This window comes from Flavobacterium tructae (assembly GCF_001853485.1).
Lineage (GTDB): Bacteria > Bacteroidota > Bacteroidia > Flavobacteriales > Flavobacteriaceae > Flavobacterium > Flavobacterium tructae.
In genome coordinates this window covers 138918-157062 of the sequence record NZ_MIKE01000026.1, presented here as the reverse complement: position 1 = coordinate 157062, position 18145 = coordinate 138918, and the positions used below count along the sequence as shown (strand labels likewise).

20 protein-coding genes are annotated in these 18145 nt (G+C 35.2%); 6 read left to right on the top strand and 14 right to left on the bottom strand.

From position 1 onward, the window contains the following. Positions 1-478: 478 nt before the first annotated feature. Positions 479-748, top strand: a complete 270-nt coding sequence (locus BHE19_RS18300) for a hypothetical protein (RefSeq protein WP_070908282.1) — start codon at positions 479-481, stop codon at positions 746-748. A gap of 124 nt (positions 749-872) precedes the next feature. On the opposite strand, the gene BHE19_RS18295 is transcribed toward BHE19_RS18300, so the two are convergent. Then, positions 873-1247 (bottom strand): SpoIIAA family protein, encoded by a 375-nt coding sequence (locus BHE19_RS18295; protein WP_017495637.1) that lies wholly within the window; start codon positions 1245-1247, stop codon positions 873-875. Between the two features lie 330 nt (positions 1248-1577). Between BHE19_RS18295 and BHE19_RS18290 the strand changes: the two genes are divergently transcribed. The 5 genes from BHE19_RS18290 to BHE19_RS18270 all read left to right on the top strand — a co-directional run bounded on the left by BHE19_RS18290 (position 1578) and on the right by BHE19_RS18270 (position 4964). After that, the gene (locus BHE19_RS18290; RefSeq protein ID WP_070908403.1) at positions 1578-1952 is read left to right on the top strand and encodes a YdeI/OmpD-associated family protein; all 375 of its coding nucleotides are present in this window, start codon (positions 1578-1580) and stop codon (positions 1950-1952) included. Positions 1953-2427: 475 nt separating this feature from the next. Next, positions 2428-2877, top strand: coding sequence for a YhcH/YjgK/YiaL family protein (locus BHE19_RS18285; RefSeq protein ID WP_070908281.1), 450 nt, complete (start codon positions 2428-2430; stop codon positions 2875-2877). 43 nt (positions 2878-2920) lie between these two features. Continuing rightward, positions 2921-3733: an SDR family oxidoreductase gene (locus BHE19_RS18280; protein ID WP_070908280.1), complete on the top strand. Its 813-nt coding sequence runs from the start codon at positions 2921-2923 to the stop codon at positions 3731-3733. Between the two features lie 125 nt (positions 3734-3858). Continuing rightward, entirely contained in the window at positions 3859-4419 is a 561-nt protein-coding gene (locus BHE19_RS18275; RefSeq protein WP_017495633.1) for a DUF2911 domain-containing protein, read from the top strand. A gap of 212 nt (positions 4420-4631) precedes the next feature. Next, positions 4632-4964 carry a YegP family protein gene (locus BHE19_RS18270; protein WP_070908279.1) on the top strand — a complete coding sequence of 111 codons (333 nt, stop codon included), beginning with the start codon at positions 4632-4634 and terminating at the stop codon, positions 4962-4964. Positions 4965-5026: 62 nt separating this feature from the next. Here the strand turns inward: BHE19_RS18270 and BHE19_RS18265 are convergent, their stop codons facing one another. The 13 genes from BHE19_RS18265 to BHE19_RS18210 form a co-directional block, all read right to left on the bottom strand. After that, on the bottom strand, positions 5027-5413 hold the full coding sequence (locus BHE19_RS18265; RefSeq protein WP_017495631.1) for a helix-turn-helix domain-containing protein: 387 nt from the start codon (positions 5411-5413) through the stop codon (positions 5027-5029). 223 nt (positions 5414-5636) lie between these two features. Beyond that, on the bottom strand, positions 5637-6050 hold the full coding sequence (locus tag BHE19_RS18260; RefSeq protein WP_070908278.1) for a hypothetical protein: 414 nt from the start codon (positions 6048-6050) through the stop codon (positions 5637-5639). A gap of 351 nt (positions 6051-6401) precedes the next feature. Then, entirely contained in the window at positions 6402-7304 is a 903-nt protein-coding gene (locus BHE19_RS18255; protein ID WP_070908277.1) for a carbohydrate kinase family protein, read from the bottom strand. A 334-nt stretch (positions 7305-7638) separates the two neighbouring features. Then, the gene (locus tag BHE19_RS18250) at positions 7639-7815 is read right to left on the bottom strand and encodes a histone H1-like protein Hc1 (RefSeq protein WP_017495627.1); all 177 of its coding nucleotides are present in this window, start codon (positions 7813-7815) and stop codon (positions 7639-7641) included. Positions 7816-8260: 445 nt separating this feature from the next. Next, positions 8261-8695 carry a YcxB family protein gene (locus BHE19_RS23100; protein ID WP_394332185.1) on the bottom strand — a complete coding sequence of 145 codons (435 nt, stop codon included), beginning with the start codon at positions 8693-8695 and terminating at the stop codon, positions 8261-8263. A 304-nt stretch (positions 8696-8999) separates the two neighbouring features. After that, positions 9000-9746 (bottom strand): rhamnogalacturonan acetylesterase, encoded by a 747-nt coding sequence (locus BHE19_RS18240; protein WP_070908275.1) that lies wholly within the window; start codon positions 9744-9746, stop codon positions 9000-9002. Between the two features lie 73 nt (positions 9747-9819). Beyond that, positions 9820-11169, bottom strand: a complete 1350-nt coding sequence (locus BHE19_RS18235) for a glycoside hydrolase family 28 protein (protein ID WP_070908274.1) — start codon at positions 11167-11169, stop codon at positions 9820-9822. Positions 11170-11232: 63 nt separating this feature from the next. After that, a complete protein-coding gene (locus tag BHE19_RS22845) occupies positions 11233-11379 on the bottom strand; it encodes a hypothetical protein (RefSeq protein WP_165607933.1) in 147 nt (48 codons plus the stop codon). A 16-nt stretch (positions 11380-11395) separates the two neighbouring features. Then, positions 11396-13405: a pectate lyase gene (gene pelA, locus BHE19_RS18230; RefSeq protein ID WP_070908273.1), complete on the bottom strand. Its 2010-nt coding sequence runs from the start codon at positions 13403-13405 to the stop codon at positions 11396-11398. A gap of 73 nt (positions 13406-13478) precedes the next feature. Continuing rightward, positions 13479-14699: a glycoside hydrolase family 88/105 protein gene (locus tag BHE19_RS18225; RefSeq protein ID WP_070908272.1), complete on the bottom strand. Its 1221-nt coding sequence runs from the start codon at positions 14697-14699 to the stop codon at positions 13479-13481. Between the two features lie 22 nt (positions 14700-14721). After that, complete coding sequence (locus BHE19_RS18220) at positions 14722-15924, bottom strand: glycoside hydrolase family 88/105 protein (protein WP_070908271.1); 1203 nt, start codon at positions 15922-15924, stop codon at positions 14722-14724. A 234-nt stretch (positions 15925-16158) separates the two neighbouring features. After that, the gene (locus tag BHE19_RS18215) at positions 16159-17124 is read right to left on the bottom strand and encodes a DUF4861 family protein (RefSeq protein WP_070908270.1); all 966 of its coding nucleotides are present in this window, start codon (positions 17122-17124) and stop codon (positions 16159-16161) included. A gap of 3 nt (positions 17125-17127) precedes the next feature. After that, on the bottom strand, positions 17128-18072 hold the full coding sequence (locus BHE19_RS18210) for an alpha/beta hydrolase (RefSeq protein ID WP_070908269.1): 945 nt from the start codon (positions 18070-18072) through the stop codon (positions 17128-17130). Between the last annotated feature and the right edge of the window lie 73 nt (positions 18073-18145).

Sequence of the window (18145 nt, the reverse complement as noted above, 5' to 3'; positions counted from 1 at the left end):
ATTGCCAATAGCCGCTAAGCAGTAAAACTTAGCGGTTTTTTCTATAAAGGGTTATTTGTACTAAAATTGTGTAACAAAAGAGGAAAACTATGTAATATCAGTACACTTAAATAGAGTAATTTTAAATCAACAATTTTGTTCTGTAAAAACGAATACTAAAAATTTATGCCATACAAAGAGTATAATTTAAATCATTTGATTATTTGCATTTACAACAACTTGTATCAAACTGACCATAATGCGAAAAGGATCTTATAAATGGAACGTAAACCATTTTTTAGAATTATAAAATTTTGCTAAATAAGCAGCATGGCAACAATTTGGCAGGATTTTCGCTTGCTTTTAGAGCGTATGCTTAACTAAGTGTTTTTGCATTGTTACGTCAGAGAATAAAAATGAAATAATAAAAACAAGACTGATTGTTAAGAACCATCAGAATGAATAACAAAAAAGTTTAATTAAATAAATAAGTATAATCATGGAAAAATTGAATTTTATAGATCCACTATTACACGGAATTACTCCAAAACCAGCCTCTAAGTTTTCTGTAAAAAATTTGATTTTTGCAGGTGTAGGAACTCTTGTAGCAGGTGCTATTTTGAAAAAAGCGGGACAAGATAAAACTGCTGCCGTTGTTGGAAGCCTGGCTATTCCTCTATTGGCTACAGCTTGCTACAAACAAGTTTCAAAAACCAATAAAGCTAAAAGAGATCTTAACGTAAGCAGCGGTATCGAATACAATCATTAGATTTCGTCTGTTTCAGATCTATTTCGAAATCTCTCACAAATAGTTTAGTCTCGAATTCATGAATTTTGCTTAGTCTCATCTGGCAATACTTCATGAATTCGGGGCTTTTTTTATCTGATAAAAACTAATGAATATTGATATTTCCTTCCACCCAGTTTAATGCTTTATTGAAAGATTCTTTTTTAAAGCCAAGAAAATCGCCGGGAATGACAGAACCAAACCCATTAGTAAAAGAAATAATCTCTTCCGAATCTGTAATTATGGCGGCTCTGTTCCATTTTCCAAGATGTTTTAAACCAAGCAAGGCATCTTGCAGCCATACTCCTGAAGTAGAAGCCTCAGTGTCTGTATCCAAAACCAATAAAAAATTGATTTCGTTAGTTTGTTTTACCAAATGTTCCACTGCGGGGATCACGACACTTAGAAAATCTTCATTTGTTACCACTGCCAATGCCCGAAAAGCGACAATATTGTCTGTTGTATCAATTTGATGTATCATAGCATTTATATTTTAAATTGTTATTAATCCTGATCTCTATATCTTTTTCACCTGTCCATTAGAAGAGCTTTCCAACACTAATCATAACACACTTTAAATCGTATCACTTCTAATTGTTTTAAATTTCATCAAAGCTAAGAACTACTAAGTTACAAATTTACAAAGGTTTACACTCATTAAACAATTTCTATTTTTTTAAACCTTTGAAAATAGTACTTCCCATTTCATTCGCAAACATACCGTTTCCAAAACACGATTAGAATCCTTAAAACTTTACACATTTTACCATTAAATTTCATTAAATTTATGTCCGCACACAATTCTAAACTCATGGAAACAAAAGATGGAAGAATAGCACTTTATGCCAAAACCCGAAAGGAATGGCGCGATTGGCTACAGGAAAACAGTCAGATCGAAAAATCAGTCTGGTTGATTTTATACCACAAAAAAAGTAAAATAGAAAGTGTAAATCTTATCGAAGCTACAGAAGAAGCACTCTGTTTTGGGTGGATTGACAGTTTGTGTAAAAAACGGGATCCTGAAAGTTATTATCTGACATTTACCCCACGAAATGCCAAAAAAAGCAAATGGAGCCAACCCAATAAAGAGCGGGCAGAAAGAATGATTGCGGAAGGTTTAATGACAGAATACGGTCAGCTTTCGATTGATCTCGCCAAACAAAATGGCAACTGGGAATCGGTTTAAAGAACTTTAATGACTGTCTTTCCATAGCATAGCATTGCCAAACCACAAAATTTTTACATGATTACTACCATTTTCTTAGTAGTAAATGCAATTTGATTTGTAGTTTTAGGCTTCAAAAAGTAATGCTGTTCACATCAATTCCGGTAAGTAGTTTTGGCGAAAACAATAAAAACTTATCCAATAAAAATCATTCAATACAAAAACAAGAAATTAAATATCAGCACATTAAATCCTTTTACATCAAGTATAAATATAAATATTTCATTCTCAAAAACACTTGTTTTTAGGCGAACTGACAATCCAAAACGAGCTTTTGACAAGTACTGCCATCAGACTAAAAATAACAAATAACAATCTAATAACCAGCACTTTAAAACCAAACATGTAAAGTAAAAAATAAATCATAAATCAAATCCGAATCCATTCATTTGGCAATCCATTCGGAAACTTAAAATACCTAAAAAAACAAATAACAATGATTGTAGATTCCTTACAAAACGCAGCCAGATACTACAGCCTGCATCCTAATTTTAAAAAAGCATTTGATTACGTAAACCAAAATGACATCAGCACTCTTGAAGAAGGAGCCTTTGAAATTGGCGAGGGCTTAAAAGTAATTGTAATTGTTGGCGAAGGCACCACTAAAGAAGAAAGTATAAAAGGGTTTGAATGTCACGATAAAAATATCGACATCCAAATTCCGATCAAAGGGCCGGAAACTTTTGCCTGGAAACCCAGAGAAAAATGTATTAATCCGAACGGAGAATACAGTGACGAACGCGATGTTCGTTTCTTTTACGACAAACCGGACATGTTTTTCGAATTACAGGAAAAGCAGTTTACAATTTTATTTCCCGAAGATGTTCACTCGGCAATGATAAGCGAAAGTCCACTTAAAAAAATTGTTATTAAAGTCAAAGTTTAAAATAGGAATACCATTCAAAACACTATTAATCACAAAATTTTACATGGATTCAATATTTAATCTAAAAGGAAAAATTGCATTAATTACCGGCGGTGCCGGAGTACTGGGAAGTAACTTTGCTAACGTTCTGGCCGAACAGGGTGTTATTACCGGAATCATTTCCCAGTCTATCGAAAAAGCCAATACAACCGTAGCTGCAATAGAGAGCAATGGTGGAAAAGCTTTTGCCATTCAGGCGAATGTTTTAAACAAAGAAGAACTGGAAAAAGCTAAAGATTTTATTGTAAAAAAATACGGTCGTCTCGATATTCTAATCAATGCTGCAGGAGGAAACATGCCTGGAGCTACCATCAGCCCGGATCAGGCCATCTACGACCTTCAAACCGAAGACTTACAAAAAGTAATCGATCTGAATATCATTGGAACTATGCTGCCTTCACAAGTATTTTCGGAACTTTTTGCTCAACAAAAACAGGGAAACATCATTAACATCTCATCGGCAGCCGCACAACGTCCTCTAACAAGGGTGGTAGGATATGCCGCTTCTAAAGCAGCAATCGACAATTTCACACAATGGATGGCCGTAGAACTGGCTACTAAATATGGTGAAGGGATACGTGTCAATGCCATTTCACCGGGGTTTTTCATAGGAGAACAGAACCGCTCTCTCTTACTGACTCCGGAAGGAAAATTAACGCCAAGAGGAGAAAAAATCATCGAACATACTCCAATGGGAAGATTTGGTACTCCCGAAGATATCAACGGAGCACTTTTGTATTTATGCAGCGACCTGTCAAAATTTGTCACGGGAACAATCCTAAAAGTAGACGGAGGATTTGCGGCAGCAAGTATTTAAAACGAAAATAGAACCTTATCAATCCTATCGTATTACCAAATCATTAACAAAAAAAGAAAAAAAACTATATGATTTCTGTTTAGGATTTTCTTACTTTGTGTGAACACTTAAAAACTATTCTAACTATGAAAAAAATTAATTTATTGGTAATTGTCTTATTGACAGCTTTTTCAGTTAATGCACAAGACGTTAAATTTGCTCCTTTGGATGCGAGTCCGGTTGATATTGCGTATTCTCCAAACAAAGCGGTAAAATTCAAGAAAACCGATAATCCGGCTCCGACAGTTAAGGTTATTTATTCAAGACCTTCAGTTAAGGGACGCGCTATTTTTGGTGAATTGATTAAGTTTGGTGAAGTTTGGCGTGTAGGTGCTAACGAAAATACCGAAATCAAATTTTACAAACCGGTTACTATTGGCGGAGTAAATATTCCTGCCGGAACTTACAGTTTATTTGCTATTCCTGAAAAAGACAAATGGACCATCATTATCAATAAAGAAATCGATTTATGGGGTGCTTATGCGTACGACGAAAGTAAGGATATTGCAAGAGTAAGTGTTCCTGTAAAACCAGTATCCAACACAATTGAGGCCTTATCTATTGCTTTTACTACTCAGGGTTCCGTAACGAATTTGGTAATTGGCTGGGACAAAACAACTGTTGAAGTTCCAATCACAATAAAATAATAGTCTGCACAATTAGCGACAGCACTAAAGAGATACCAAATGGTGTCTCTTTTTTTTATGCTTCAACTCAAAACAAAAATGGTAAAAAAGAGAAAAATCATTATGATCTAGTCCTCTCTAATTTATTTTTCATCCGGTTATACTTTATACGATGAAGTTTTGTATTTTTATGAATATCAATGAATTTAATTTTTAACTTAATCAAAAAATAGATGGGAAAATTTGTAATTACTAAGAGAGCCAATGGTGAATTTCAATTTAATTTAAAAGCTGGTAATGGGCAAACTATTCTAACAAGTGAAGGTTATACTACCAAAGCGGCCTGCTTAAACGGAATTGAGTCTGTTAAAACAAATTCGCAGGACGACGGAAGATTTGACAGACTGGAATCCAAAAGCGGAAAACCTTATTTCAACTTAAAAGCCAGTAACGGTCAGATTATTGGAGCAAGCGAAATGTATGAAAGTACCAGCGCCCGAGATAACGGAATAGCATCGGTAAAAACAAACGCACCCGAAGCTTCTACAGACGATCAAACTACATAACTGCGGTACAAAATAATAAGAAATGGGGCTACTGAGCCCCATTTCTTTTCCATTTCCTTAGACTAAATCTCTCCGAATTTTTCTTTATAACGACGTAGCTCTTCTTCCGTTTTGCTTAACAATTTCTCTAAAAGCACAATTTTATCTTCATACAAAGCCTTTAACGCTGCACTATTATCCGAATTAATCTGAATACTTCCATTATTGTTTCCTCTCACTTTATTAAAACTATTGAAGTATCTCTGACTGTCAAAACTGATTACATCTTCTACACTAACTTCTAAAATTCTGGCTATTTCAACCAATTTTTCATACGAAAGAATCGTTTTTCCTTTCTCGATTTTACTATATCCTGCCTGTGTAACACCTAACTGATCTGCCATATATTCCTGCGTGTAATTTTTTAGTTCTCTTATGCTTTTTATTTTACTTTTTATCGAAGAGGTCATAATTTTATTTGGGGTATTTTGTATCGCTAAAAACCAACCGCTATTAAACTTATAGTATTACAGCCATACTTCTTTAGTATGCGATCCTACTACTTCAATCGTAGGTTTATGAAGCAGCAGATTTTCATTTTTTCCTGGTGGTAATAATAAAACCATAAAGTATGGCAAGGGCTATAACCAAAAGATCATTTTGGGAAATTTCATCTAATAACATTATTAATTTTTATAGATTTGTTTTCGTTTTCTTCAAAAGTCTGTTAAAATTCAAGTTTAGAAACTCATCGATCTGTTTCCCGATTTCGTGACGGTCTAAAACCTTAATTTTCACTTTAATTTCTTTTTTATATACATCTTTTACAATGACATAATAGTCAAATTCAAAAGTATTATAGAATCTTAAAATGATAAGAACAGCATATACTATAATCGTGGGGCCGATATAATACAAGTCATTTAAATTGGAAAAAAACATACAATAATAAGCCAAAGCGGTAGTCAGAGTAAAAACTCCGTTTTCAAGAAGATAGGTCTTCTTTTTTTTGAGTAAACCAAGTTCTGTAATTTCATTAAAACAGTATTGCCATCGTTTTGAACCATACTGAAACTGAACCTGATCCTGAGTAAGGGTAATGAACATAGTAATTAAAGATTATTAATAAAAGACAAGAAATAATTAGGCTGAATACCAAATTCAGCGATAATTAAAAGTGGTTTATATTCCTAAAAAAGCAACCAATAGCGGTCTCTTTTTTTTGAATAAAACTCTCTTTCGCAATATTACGCATTCTATGTATTTTCTTTCTTACAAACCTCCTTATAGAATATAACTAACTGTTGTAATTAATTCTGAAATGTCAATTTTTACCTATATCCAATGGTGCAGACCGTTGATTTTTCCTCTATTAAATTTCATTTTTCTTCTTAATGTTAAAAACAAAAAAAGCCCTTAATCAGAATTTGTTTAAGGGCTTACTATTTCTTCTTAGAATTAAATTGTCCCAATCAGGAGGCTTTCAATTTTTGAAAGCGGAATCTCGGGATTGGCACCGGGTGACGCAGCAACCAAGGCGCCTACAGCGCAAGCAAAATCAATTGCGTCCTGGGGCTTTTTTCCGGTGAGCAATGAAGTAATTAAAGCGGCTAAAAAAGAATCCCCAGCCCCTACTGTATCAACAACTTTTACAGTATAACCGTAATTCTCATACAATTGATTTTCCCAAAGCAATACTGCACCATATTGCCCTCTGGTTACACAAATAGCATTGGTACCCGTTTTCTCTGCAATAAAATAAATATTCTCTTCCAGTGTGGTAAAAGGCGAATGCAGTGCTGCGGAAACTTCTAATAATTCTTCATCATTAAACTTTATAAAACTAGCGGCATGCATCAACTGTTCTAAAATCTCATAGGAATAATGAGGCTTTCTTAAATTGACATCAAAAACTTTATAAACATTTGTCCGTAATAATTCTTCCAGAGATTTCCTCGATACCTCATCCCGACAAACTAAACTTCCAAAAATCAAAACATCGGCATTTACTGCCAAACTTCTGGCAAAATCACTCAAAACGATCTTATCCCAGGCCGCCGGATAATGAATGACGTAACTCGCCGATCCTTTCTCGTTCAGGGTCACATGAACCAGACCAGTCGGAAAATCTTCTGACTTGATTATCGCTTCTGCTTCGAGTCCAAGATTTTTTACATGATTAATAATGGTAACACCGTCTTCATCGCTTCCTACACAGCTAATCATTGCAGCATTGCATCCTAACGATTGCATTCGCAGGGCAACGTTTAATGGTGCGCCTCCAATCTTTTTTTCTGCAGCAAAAACATCCCAAAGTACTTCTCCGTAGGCGACTGCCTTTAGACTTTTTCCGTTACTCATTCTAAAAACAATTTTATATTAGCAAGTCTGTTTAACACACGGTAATGTTGATTTTCTTCCAAAAAAGAAGATTATCTAACTCTTTTTACCGATGTGTCTAAAATACAACTATAAAATTAAACTTTGATCGGGGCAATACTAAAAACTGTTGGCTGATTTAAAATAAGAATCAGGAAGATTTGAAAGTTGACACTGTTGTTAAAAAACTTTATCAGTCTTCCATTTTTTGTTAATCCTGAACAACTTTATAATAAAAAATCTTTCTAAAATTTTCCCATAAAAAAACCTCGCTTAAAGTTCATTAAGCGAGGTCTTTTTCTTTCGAAAAAAAATATTATTTTTTAGATTCTTCGATAGAAACTTTTCTAAACTCTTTTAAAAGTTTTTCAATTTCTAAAGTAGATTTACGCGCTCTTGGTCCAGCAGCTTTAACACCTTTTTCAGTTAATGATTCAGCCTCTGCTTTAAATGTTTCAATTTCGGCGTTGATTTTTACTAATAGATCGTTCATGCTTATAATTATTAAATTAAGTCGCAAAAATAGAAGTTTGAATGGGAGTTACAACACATTTGCTGTTAAATTTATCCTCATTTTTAGGTCTCTGACTTAACGATAAATTTACTTTTTTAGTTTTTTGCATTTCATTTTTCACAACAAACTAATAGTCAATATTTTATTTTCCAACCCTAATAACTCCTGCCCTGTAAGGCATTCCGAAGTTTTTTCAATAAAATTTCATTTTGCAGCTTCAAAACACATCAAAAAACTAGATTTTTATTCCTTTCCGCAATTGTAATTCTGCTTTTTTTGACGAAAATAAGTCAAATGTGCGCCAGATTCGACTCAAAAGGCTTCAAAAATGAAGGTATTTGTCCTACCAGACTCCAACTATGAAAAATGGTTTATTTCCTAATTTCAGCTTTTACTTTTACTAAAAAAATCTCTTCCCCATCAATCAAATTCTTTCTACCCGGGTAACATTGCAATCAATAAATTCAATTAATTTTTCTATTTTTTTGCTGCAATTCTCTTTGTTTGAAATTGAAATAATGTAACCATTCTTATCTTTAATATATAACAGAAAATAGTCCTTAGTGAGGATTGCCTTCTCTATCTGGCACCATCTATGAGTAAATCCGCCCAAAGGGGAATGAACCTCTATAAATGAATTCGTAAAACTAAATTTGTACTGACGTGAAAAACGATCAAATTTTAATAATTTTCTGAGCAATCGAAAAGTTACTTTGCAAATTGTATTTACTATTGGATAATGAAAAAGTAAAAAAAGGATCACTAAAAACAAGTCTTTTATAATCCATTGAAAAAAATCATTATTCCCATTCCAGTCTGAATAAACAAAGACCAGTAAAGTGACTGCTAAAAAAAACATTACTCTTTGTTTGTACAGATCTTTGAAGTACATCTTATGCAAATTGCGTATCTCTGCAATATTCAAATCAAACTCCAATGAAAAAGTAGAGGTGCCCATATGCTGTTACCAATGTTACTTATTAATAAATGATACATTTTTACACTCCCTCTTCTCTTCTTAAAAAATAATGAAGAAGTAATAAAGTATGCAGCAAATTTAATTGTAACATTTTTTTTCAAGCACCTCAATAAGCCATAAAACTATCGTAATAAGACAAATATGAAATTAAGCTGTCTATGAGAACCTTTTTTGCATAAGTCTCTTATTTAATTCCTTTTTTTAATGCAGCCAGAGCAGGATCTGTTGCTGCTTTAATTTGATTGATTACAATTTTGGCAATTTCTGTGGCTCCTTTTAATGACAAATGGGTATCATCATTTTTATCTTTATCGTAATAGTTGTTTTCACCGACTTTAAAATGCAAATGCAACAGTTTCGATTTTTCGGGTCCGTAGCTTTGTTCTAATATTTCTGTAAAATATTCAAGATCAATAAAAGGAACTTTAAATTCTTGCGCTACCAGTCTGGTTATTAAAGGATAATCACCGTGTGTGGGTATTAAAACTCCTTTTTCGTTAAAATTACGTCTTGCGATAGAAGTCAATAATACAGGTGTTGCTCCTTTTTCTCTACTCTCATTTACAAACTTAATCAGGTTATATCGGTAACTTGTATGGGGATTTGTATAACGGGTTGAATCTTCGATTTTTTCGTCATTATGACCAAACTCGATGAAAACGTAGTCTCCTTTTTTGAGTTTTTTATAAATCGAATCCCATCGTTTTTCATTGATAAAACTTTTAGTACTGCGACCGTTTACGGCTTTATTCTCCACCACAATATTTTCGGTAAAGAAAGGCTGTAAAACCTGTGCCCATCCGTGTTCCGGATTGCGTTCGGGATCTTTTTTATTGGCCATTGTCGAGTCGCCTATAGTATAAAGTGTTGTTTTTTGAGCAAAGCATGCCATTGAAAACAAACCGATAATTAGCAGATAATATTTAGTCATTTGATTAACATTTAACTCTTTAAAAAAAATCTTAGCAACTCAGAACCTTAGCCCCTCAGAACCTCTAAAAAAACTATTTCGCTGCCGTTGGTACTGTTGCCTTCTCCCCAATAACGACTTCATTAAGCAATACATCTTTGGCATTTTCGCTTGAAATCGCATTTTTTGCCCACTTGATATTGATAGCATTAAAGGAGATGTTATGCACTTTTTTATCCGGAAACCCCTGAATTACAATTCCGGATGCCGTGGCCTTGTTGCAGGTAATATTCGAGAATGAAATATTTGAAATCTCAGATTGAAAACCGCTTCCTTCTCCGTGATAATTGGCTGTGATATACAAACAATCCTCGACCTCATCGAGTTTTATATTTCGAACAAAAACATTCCTGATGAAACCGCCTCTGTCAGCATTGGTTTTCAAATAGATGCCTCGTTTTAAATACCCTGCTGTTTCACAATTTTCAACGAATACATTCTGAACTCCCGCCGACATTTCGCTCCCAATCACTACTCCATGAAGTCCTTTAAACTTGCAATTTCTAATGACAATATTCTCGCTTGGAGTAGCCGAATTAGCTCTTCCTTCATGATCTCGTCCCGCTTTTATGGCTACATTATCATCGCCATTATCAAAGGTCACATTTTCAATTAAAACATCTTTTGCATACTCGGAATCAATTCCATCGTTATTATGATTCAATGATTTGTAATGCACACCACGCACCGTAATGCTTTGCGATTTCAATAAATGCAAGCACCAGAAAGGAGAATTTTCAATATGAATATTTTCAACCAAAATGTTTTTACAATTTAAAAACTGAATCATCTGCGGACGCAAAAAGTATCCTTCTCCAAATTTCCTGTCCTCAAAAGGTGTACTACTATGGTTCATTTCACGGCTTCTGTTTTTTCCGGCACCTTCCTTTCCTTTAAAATTTTTCCAGATTTTACCTCCGTTACCGTCTATCGTCCCTTCTCCTGTTATAGCTATATTTGAACATTCATTAGCATAAATCAACGGGCTGTAATTGTATAACATCGTTCCTTCCCAGCTCGTTAAAACCATTGGTAAATAATCTGTCGGAGTATCGCTGAATTTAATTTTTGCCCCTTTTTCTAATTTAAGATTGACATTACTCACAAAATGAATTGGGCCATTGATTTTATAAATTCCTTTTGGAACAATGATTGTCCCTCCCTTATTCTTTTTACACAAAGCCATTGCTTTATCAAAGAAAGGTTTGTTATTGGTAATGGAATCCCCCTTTGCTCCCAACTTTATAACATTAATTTGATACGAAGGAATTACGGGAAGCTGAATTCTATTGACAATTGAGTCAACCTTTGTCGATGGAAATTCAGTGCTCTGAGCAAAAGAAGCCCAGGAAAGGAATAGAAAAATGAAGTGCTTAAAAGTCATGTTTTTTTTAGGTTCTGAGATTCTGAGATGCTAAGGTTCTAAGGTTTTTGCTGTTTTTTTATACTAACCCGTTAAACCTATATAATCTGCCTCATCCTTGTGCCATTTATCGCACACCGATTGAAACAGATTTAACGGATTTACGCTGATTTCTTTTTTAACCACATCTAACATTTTACATTTTACATTTGAAAAAATAATCTGTGTCATCTGCATGCCATTTTTTCTATCTCAAATACCATTGAGGAATTGAATCTTTCAAAATGTTATCTATCGTATATTTTTCTACATCTTTCTTCTCAAGCTCATGCGACCATGAAACTCTTTTTGCATTTTGAGCTCCTTCACCTTTACAATTGTATTCGGCATAAAAAGCCGTTTTTTCCGCTTCGGGTTTTGACCAATTTTCCCAGCCTTCCGGTCTGATATGTTTTCCCAAATCACAGTTCATATAAACGGTTTTGGCATAGATACGCCAAGGTCTGCCCAGATAAACTGCTGTTGCTGTCGGCTCAGCCGTGAGTTTGCAATTTTTAAAAACAAATCCAAAAGCGGTTCCTTCAGGTGTTGAAGCAGCAGTAATATAGGAGTTTTTGATACTGTGAATCTCGCAATTCTCAAATAGAGCTGTTGCGCTTCCGAAAATAAAATCAGTTGTTCCTTCGATGTAACTGTCTTTAATGTAGTGTTTGGCTTCTTTTCCGGACAAATAGAGCGTATCCTGATTTCCGAGAATTAAACAGTTTGAAATCTGAACTCTGTTTGCTACAACAGACAGTGCAATGGCCTGACCGTTATCACCTGAAGCATTTTTGATCGTTAAATTGGATGCCGAAAAATCATCGCCTTCCACTAAAAGGGTATACGTATGAAAAGTGCTGTTTCTCCCCACGTTAATCTTAGAGAAGTTATCATCAAAAGTAATGATGGTATTTTCTTTGCTTTCACCAATTAAAGCAACTTGACTGTTCCATTCCGGAATACGGATTTTCTCCTTGTAAATTCCGTTTTTCACAAAAACAGTTACCTTTTCATAAGGAAAAGAAGGGCATGCATTTATAGCATCCTGAATTTTTGTAAAATCACCCGAACCGTCTAAAGCAACGGTAATTCGGTTACTTTTTTGGGGATCTGAAGATTCTTTAGACGTTATTTTTACTCCGTTTTTTACAGCCCAGGCGGTGTATTTTTTAAGTACTTCTTTGGGTGAGTCTGAATACCAGGAATAGCCGTTTCGTCTTTCGGCACCAATTTCCTCTATTGATTTTTTTCGGATTCCGTCACGATCACAAAAGAAAGGCTCATTGGTAGAAAGATCCATAAATCTCGCCCAGATCGGGGCTGCATTTTGCGTTACAATCATTTTTTTATCGATCACTTTTCCGGCGTCATTTAAAACACGCTTTTCTTCCAGATTGGTGATTTTTGTTTTTTCAAACCAAAGTTTTGCGCTTTGTACCGCTGTAATAATTTCAGGAGAAGGTTTTTCGATCGACATTAAAAGCAATACAATTTTTGCGGATTCAGAACCGCTTAACGATGCCAGTTCGAATGCTCTTGCGTTTGCAGGTGCTAAAGTAACCTCATCATGTTGTGCGCACCAGGCCGTTAAAGTACCATTCTGTTTGTATTGTGTTTTTAAAATACAATCTATTCCTTTTCGGAAAGATTCTTTCGCTTTTTCGACAATTGCTTTAGACGGTTTTATACTAAAATAATCGGTTTCTTCGCTTACCTGACGTATAATGTTCAGGATATTCACCATCGAATCATCATTGTATGTGATGTGCGTGTAATAGCCTTTTTTTAAAGGGTAAAACTGAGGCCATCCCCCATTTTTATATTGGGCTTCCAACAAATAATTCAATCCGTTTAAAAACGATTCTTTGTATCGATCGTCTTTAACCTGCGCGTACATTTTAGACATGAAAAGCATCTCCTGACACGTTGCCCCATTGTCTGTAGTCGTTTCTGCAGTTGTTTTTTTAAGCTTCAGTAAATCCTTTTTCTGCTCCGGCGTTAATTCATTCTGCATCTGAATGTTCTTGGGCCACCCGCCTATCTCTCTTTGGTAGAGCAGTACATTCTCTGCTATATTTTTTGCTTCATCGGTACCAAACCAGGCTGCATCATTTTTTCGAATGATATCCGGCCAGTTTTTATAGGTGTTCTGTGCCTGAATACCAAAACTCAGAGCCATACCAAAAAGCAACATAATATTTTTTAACTTAATCATTTTAAAATTTTATTTTGTTATTCTAATCCAATTAAACCAACAGATTTTAAAAACCTGTCGGGTTAGTTCTGTATTATCTGTTTAATTCAACAGCTGCTAGAATAAATGGTCCGGTTGCTTTAGGATCGTTGTCTTTTTTCTTTTCGTTTACATAATACGTATACGATCCATCACGATATGGATTCCCTCCTAAACCCGCCACCTGACAGGCCTGTGTAAGTGTGATTCCGCCATCAGCATCTACCCTGATCAATTGTTTGGTTAAACCATCAAAAGCTTTATTGGCCAAACTTTTATATTTTGCAGGCAGATATCCCTTGTTCGCTCCTTTTGCAAAAGCATAAGCAAACATTGACGATCCCGAAGCTTCAAGATAGTTTCCTTCTGCCCCGCCTTTGTCTGTAACCTGATACCATAAACCGGATTTGTCCTGATATTTAGCTAAAGCAACCGAAGCCGTATTCAGGTATTTTACCAGTTCTTTTTGTTTCGGATGGTTTTTAGGGAAATAATCCAAAACATCAACCAATGCCATTACATACCAGCCTAAAGCTCTTGACCAAAAGTTCGGAGAGGTTCCGTTATCCTTATTTGCCCAAGGCATTTGTTTGCTCTCATCCCAACCGTGATACAATAAACCTGTTTTTGGATCTGTTGCATGCAATTGAATTAACTCAAATTGTTTCGCAACATCATCAAGACTTTTTCCTCCCTCAAAAGTAACGGTATATTGGGCATAAAATGGTTCACCCATGTACAAACCGTCCAACCACATTTGATTCGGATAAATTTGTTTGTGCCAAAATCCACCACTGGCTGTTCTTGGCTGCTCTGTCAACTGCTTACGTAGTAGCTGAAGCGCTTTTAAATACTTTTCTTCTTTGGTAGTCGCATAAATATCAAACAACAAGCGTCCCGGTACAATTAAGTCAATATTGTATTTGTCCAGTTCATAGGTTTTAATCGTTCCGTCGTTTTGAACAAGAACATCTGCATAGCTTTTTACATAGGCTGCATATCTCGGATCAGGATTTTTTTTGTTCAGTTCTTCAATTGCATGTAAAACCAATCCATGAACATAATCCCATTTTGCTGTTTTTGAATCATCAATCCTATAACTTTCGGGATGACGTTTCATTAAAGTCAAAGCCATTTTATCAGACCATTTTAAATCTTTTCCAATAATAATTTCTTTGTTTGAAGGTTCCTGCGAAGTCACTTTACAACTCGCAAAGACCATCAGACAAACCAATGTCATTGCTGTAAAATAACCTTTTGTATTCGTATTTCTCATTTATACTTTATTTTAAATTCTACTATTGATCTAATTCTAATGCGCTCAGCAAAAATGCCGCAAGAGCCGGTGAACTATTGTCCTTTGCCTTACTTTTGATATAATATTCATTTGATCCGTCCCGAAATGGTTTTCCTCCTAAACCTACATTCGAAGATACCTTTGAAATCACAATATGACCCTGATCGTCTGTAATCACAAATTCTTTTACATAGGATTCAAATGACTTTTGCGCTGTCTTTTTATAGACTGGATTCAAATATCCTTTATCTGCTCCTTTTGCTAAAGCATAAATAATCATGGCTGACGATGATGCTTCTAAAAAATTCCCATTCATTTCAGGTTTATCAGCAATCTGATACCATAACCCTGATGTGCTTTTATGCTGTACGACAGTTTTGGCTATTTGATTCAGGTATTCCTTTAGCACTTTGTACTTGGGGTGTGTTTTTGGATAGTATTCCAATGTTTCAACCAAAGCCATCATGTACCAGCCTATACCACGTCCCCAGATGGTTGGCGAAGTCCCCGTTTGCGGATTTGCCCAAGCTATTTCCTTACTCTCGTCCCAAGCCTGATAAACCAAACCTGTATTTTTATCTGTCAAATGATCGTGCACCAATTCAAATTGTTTGGCAATATCGTTCAAAGCTTTCCCATTTTCAAATTTCACAGTGTATTGAGTGTAAAATGGCTCCGCCATGTACAAACCATCAATCCACATTTGATTGGGATAAATTTGCTTGTGCCAAAATCCTCCACTTGCGGTTCTGGGCTGATTTTCTAACTGATCCCGGAGCTCCTGTAGTACTTCTAAATACCGTTTGTCCTTAGTTTCGTCATAAAGTCCGAACAACAGTTTGCCCGGGTTCGCACAATCAATATTGTACTCGCTCTTATCATACTTAGCGATCTTCCCATTGGCATCAATCAGTTCATCTGCATATTCTTTGATATATTCGAAATATTTTTTATCACTTGTTTTCTGATATAATTTCTCAAAAGCAAACAAAACAAATCCCATTTTATAATCCCATTTAGGCTTTTCAGTGCCGTCGATCTGCCAGGCTTTTGGATATTTGTCCAAAATAGTAAGCGCTGTTCCCTGTGACCACTTTAAATTGTCAGGTAAGACGCTATTTTCAGTCATCTGCGCCATTGTTTTAGTACTGAAAATCAACAGTAAAACAATCAAATTGATTTTTATAAAAGTCGGTTTAAGCATAAAACTAATATTCTGGCAGTAGGTCTTTTTTGCCACAGATTAAAAGGATTAAAATGGATTAGGTTAACTTGTGTATTAAATTGCGAATATTTTTTCTCTCGCAGATCATGCAGATTTTTTAATCTCTGGCACTCTTTACTCTTTACTCTTTACTCTTTACTCTTTACTCTTTACTCTTTACTCTTTACTCTTTACTCTTTACTCTTTACTCTTTACTCTTTACTCTTTACTCTTTTACATCTTACCCTTCTTATTCAATACTTCCAACTTTTCATCTAAATATTTCACAAACTCTTCTTTCGATTTAATTCCGTTTGGCTCTTGTTCCCATGCACCTAAAAAGTAAAAAGAAGTTGCTTTTGTAGTAGGCTTAAATACTAAAAGATAATCTAAATCTGTATCGGGAGTATTTTCGATAGTATTAATTTGATAAAAAATGGCCATTCCTAATTTGTCCGGAACTAATGACTGCTGACCATACGTGGCCAGATAAGCCCATTTTTTATTTTTGCTTTCTTTTTTAAGAAGCTCCGTATTTTTCTGCTTTACAATTCCTGTACAGATTCCTTTTATTTCTTTGGATGCCTGAATGGTATGCTGCGTGTACAGTTCATTTGGTTTAATGGTCAAAACTGAGGTGAAATCAATTTTATCCGAAGCCGTTTTCCATCCATAATATTGCACTTTTACCCCCGATTCATTGGTTTTGTTTACTACTGTTGCAATAGTCGAATCTACTTCATAGAAATGCAATTTTTCATTGTTTAAGTAGCGATCTATGGATCCTATCCCGATTCCTTTTCCTGCTTTTAGAATATCGGCTCCCCAATCGCTCATCTCGTGATAGGAATCAAAATTATCCTGACCTACTTTTGGCAAAACAATTTCTGATGTTTTTTTACCGAAAATGTCAATCGCATTTCGCCAGTCCAAATACAAACGATATCCAATTCGATTGCTTTCCCAACCCGGTCCTTCGTAACGAATGTCAAAAGAATGGTCTGTATGCTCCGGTGCCAGTTTAAGTCTGTCTACATTTTTAAACACAGTTCCTCCGATATATTTACGGGCTTCCCATTTTCCGTCTGTTTTAGCAGAAATTTCGGCATACGTTTTGGCGGTTTTTATATCATATTTCTGTGCCTTAACCGCTGTAATACCGACTAAAAGTAAGGTTGCTATTGTGATTTTTGTTTTCATTTTTTACTGTAATTGTTTAAATATTCTGTCTAAAAATTGTGTTGTATATTGAGCTGTTTCTTCAAACCATGGCTGAAAAAACCAAAAGGAATGCGGTGAATCTTTTATGGTTCTGACCTCATTATAGATCTTATTTTGGTTTAAAATTGCAATCATATCCTCTCTGCCTGCATGAAACCGATCAAAACTGCTGTTGATGAACAGTGTTGGCGGAGTGTTTTTATCGGTATGGCTTAACGCCGATGCCTTTTCCCAGTTCTCCCGTTTTTCCTGATAAGTGCCGTTTAACCAAAAAGCAGCCATTTCTCCTTCTTCCGATTCCGGATGTTTAAACGCTAAAATTCCATCTACATCAATTATTGCGTTCACTTTTGCTGAGGATCTACTCTTGTTCGCAGGATCTTCAAAAGCGGAATTTTTATTTGTTGTACCAATCAAAGCTGCCATCTGACCTCCTGAAGAGCATCCAAGTACGGCAATTTTGTTTGGATCTACATGAAATTCTTTCGCATTCTCTTTTATAAATTTAATGGCATTTTTTACATCATAAACCGCCTGTGGATATTTTGCTTCAGGCGATAATTGGTATTCTATTGCAAAACAGGAATATCCTTTTGAACTGATTTCCTGCCCCAAAACCTGCATCTGATTTTTATTCCCCGATTTCCAGCCTCCCCCGTGAATCAAAATTACTCCCGGATTTGTATTTTCGGTTTTGTTCCAATAGGCGTCGAGATGTAATGCTCTGTTTTGACTCTTGTGATAGATTATATTCTCCATTTGAATCACATTTGCCTTGTTTTTCGCTTCTGCTATTTTTATAAACGGATATTTCTTAATCAACTTAGTATACGTACTATTTACGGTATAAGAAGTATCTGCAGTAATATGATTCTGCGCCAGAACTATATTCGAAAAGAGCCACAAAACAATCCCTATTCTTTTCATTTTACTTATCTGATTTATTCGTTAAGAAAGGAGCCCGATTCAGGATCAGGCCCCTTTTTAACTTCCTCAAAAA

Excerpts from the sequence above, each read along its gene's own strand:
- BHE19_RS18300 (WP_070908282.1), top strand. The coding sequence starts at position 479 with ATGGAAAAATTGAATTTTATAGATCCACTATTACACGGAATTACTCCA.
- BHE19_RS18220 (WP_070908271.1), bottom strand. The coding sequence starts at position 15,924 with ATGCTTAAACCGACTTTTATAAAAATCAATTTGATTGTTTTACTGTTG.
- BHE19_RS18215 (WP_070908270.1), bottom strand. The coding sequence starts at position 17,124 with ATGAAAACAAAAATCACAATAGCAACCTTACTTTTAGTCGGTATTACA.
- BHE19_RS18255 (WP_070908277.1), bottom strand. The coding sequence starts at position 7,304 with ATGAGTAACGGAAAAAGTCTAAAGGCAGTCGCCTACGGAGAAGTACTT.
- BHE19_RS18225 (WP_070908272.1), bottom strand. The coding sequence starts at position 14,699 with ATGAGAAATACGAATACAAAAGGTTATTTTACAGCAATGACATTGGTT.
- BHE19_RS18270 (WP_070908279.1), top strand. The coding sequence starts at position 4,632 with ATGGGAAAATTTGTAATTACTAAGAGAGCCAATGGTGAATTTCAATTT.
- BHE19_RS18290 (WP_070908403.1), top strand. The coding sequence starts at position 1,578 with ATGGAAACAAAAGATGGAAGAATAGCACTTTATGCCAAAACCCGAAAG.
- BHE19_RS18285 (WP_070908281.1), top strand. The coding sequence starts at position 2,428 with ATGATTGTAGATTCCTTACAAAACGCAGCCAGATACTACAGCCTGCAT.
- BHE19_RS18210 (WP_070908269.1), bottom strand. The coding sequence starts at position 18,072 with ATGAAAAGAATAGGGATTGTTTTGTGGCTCTTTTCGAATATAGTTCTG.
- BHE19_RS18235 (WP_070908274.1), bottom strand. The coding sequence starts at position 11,169 with ATGACTTTTAAGCACTTCATTTTTCTATTCCTTTCCTGGGCTTCTTTT.
- BHE19_RS23100 (WP_394332185.1), bottom strand. The coding sequence starts at position 8,695 with ATGTTTTTTTTAGCAGTCACTTTACTGGTCTTTGTTTATTCAGACTGG.
- BHE19_RS22845 (WP_165607933.1), bottom strand. The coding sequence starts at position 11,379 with ATGACACAGATTATTTTTTCAAATGTAAAATGTAAAATGTTAGATGTG.
- BHE19_RS18240 (WP_070908275.1), bottom strand. The coding sequence starts at position 9,746 with ATGACTAAATATTATCTGCTAATTATCGGTTTGTTTTCAATGGCATGC.
- BHE19_RS18250 (WP_017495627.1), bottom strand. The coding sequence starts at position 7,815 with ATGAACGATCTATTAGTAAAAATCAACGCCGAAATTGAAACATTTAAA.
- BHE19_RS18280 (WP_070908280.1), top strand. The coding sequence starts at position 2,921 with ATGGATTCAATATTTAATCTAAAAGGAAAAATTGCATTAATTACCGGC.
- pelA (WP_070908273.1), bottom strand. The coding sequence starts at position 13,405 with ATGATTAAGTTAAAAAATATTATGTTGCTTTTTGGTATGGCTCTGAGT.
- BHE19_RS18265 (WP_017495631.1), bottom strand. The coding sequence starts at position 5,413 with ATGACCTCTTCGATAAAAAGTAAAATAAAAAGCATAAGAGAACTAAAA.
- BHE19_RS18295 (WP_017495637.1), bottom strand. The coding sequence starts at position 1,247 with ATGATACATCAAATTGATACAACAGACAATATTGTCGCTTTTCGGGCA.
- BHE19_RS18260 (WP_070908278.1), bottom strand. The coding sequence starts at position 6,050 with ATGTTCATTACCCTTACTCAGGATCAGGTTCAGTTTCAGTATGGTTCA.
- BHE19_RS18275 (WP_017495633.1), top strand. The coding sequence starts at position 3,859 with ATGAAAAAAATTAATTTATTGGTAATTGTCTTATTGACAGCTTTTTCA.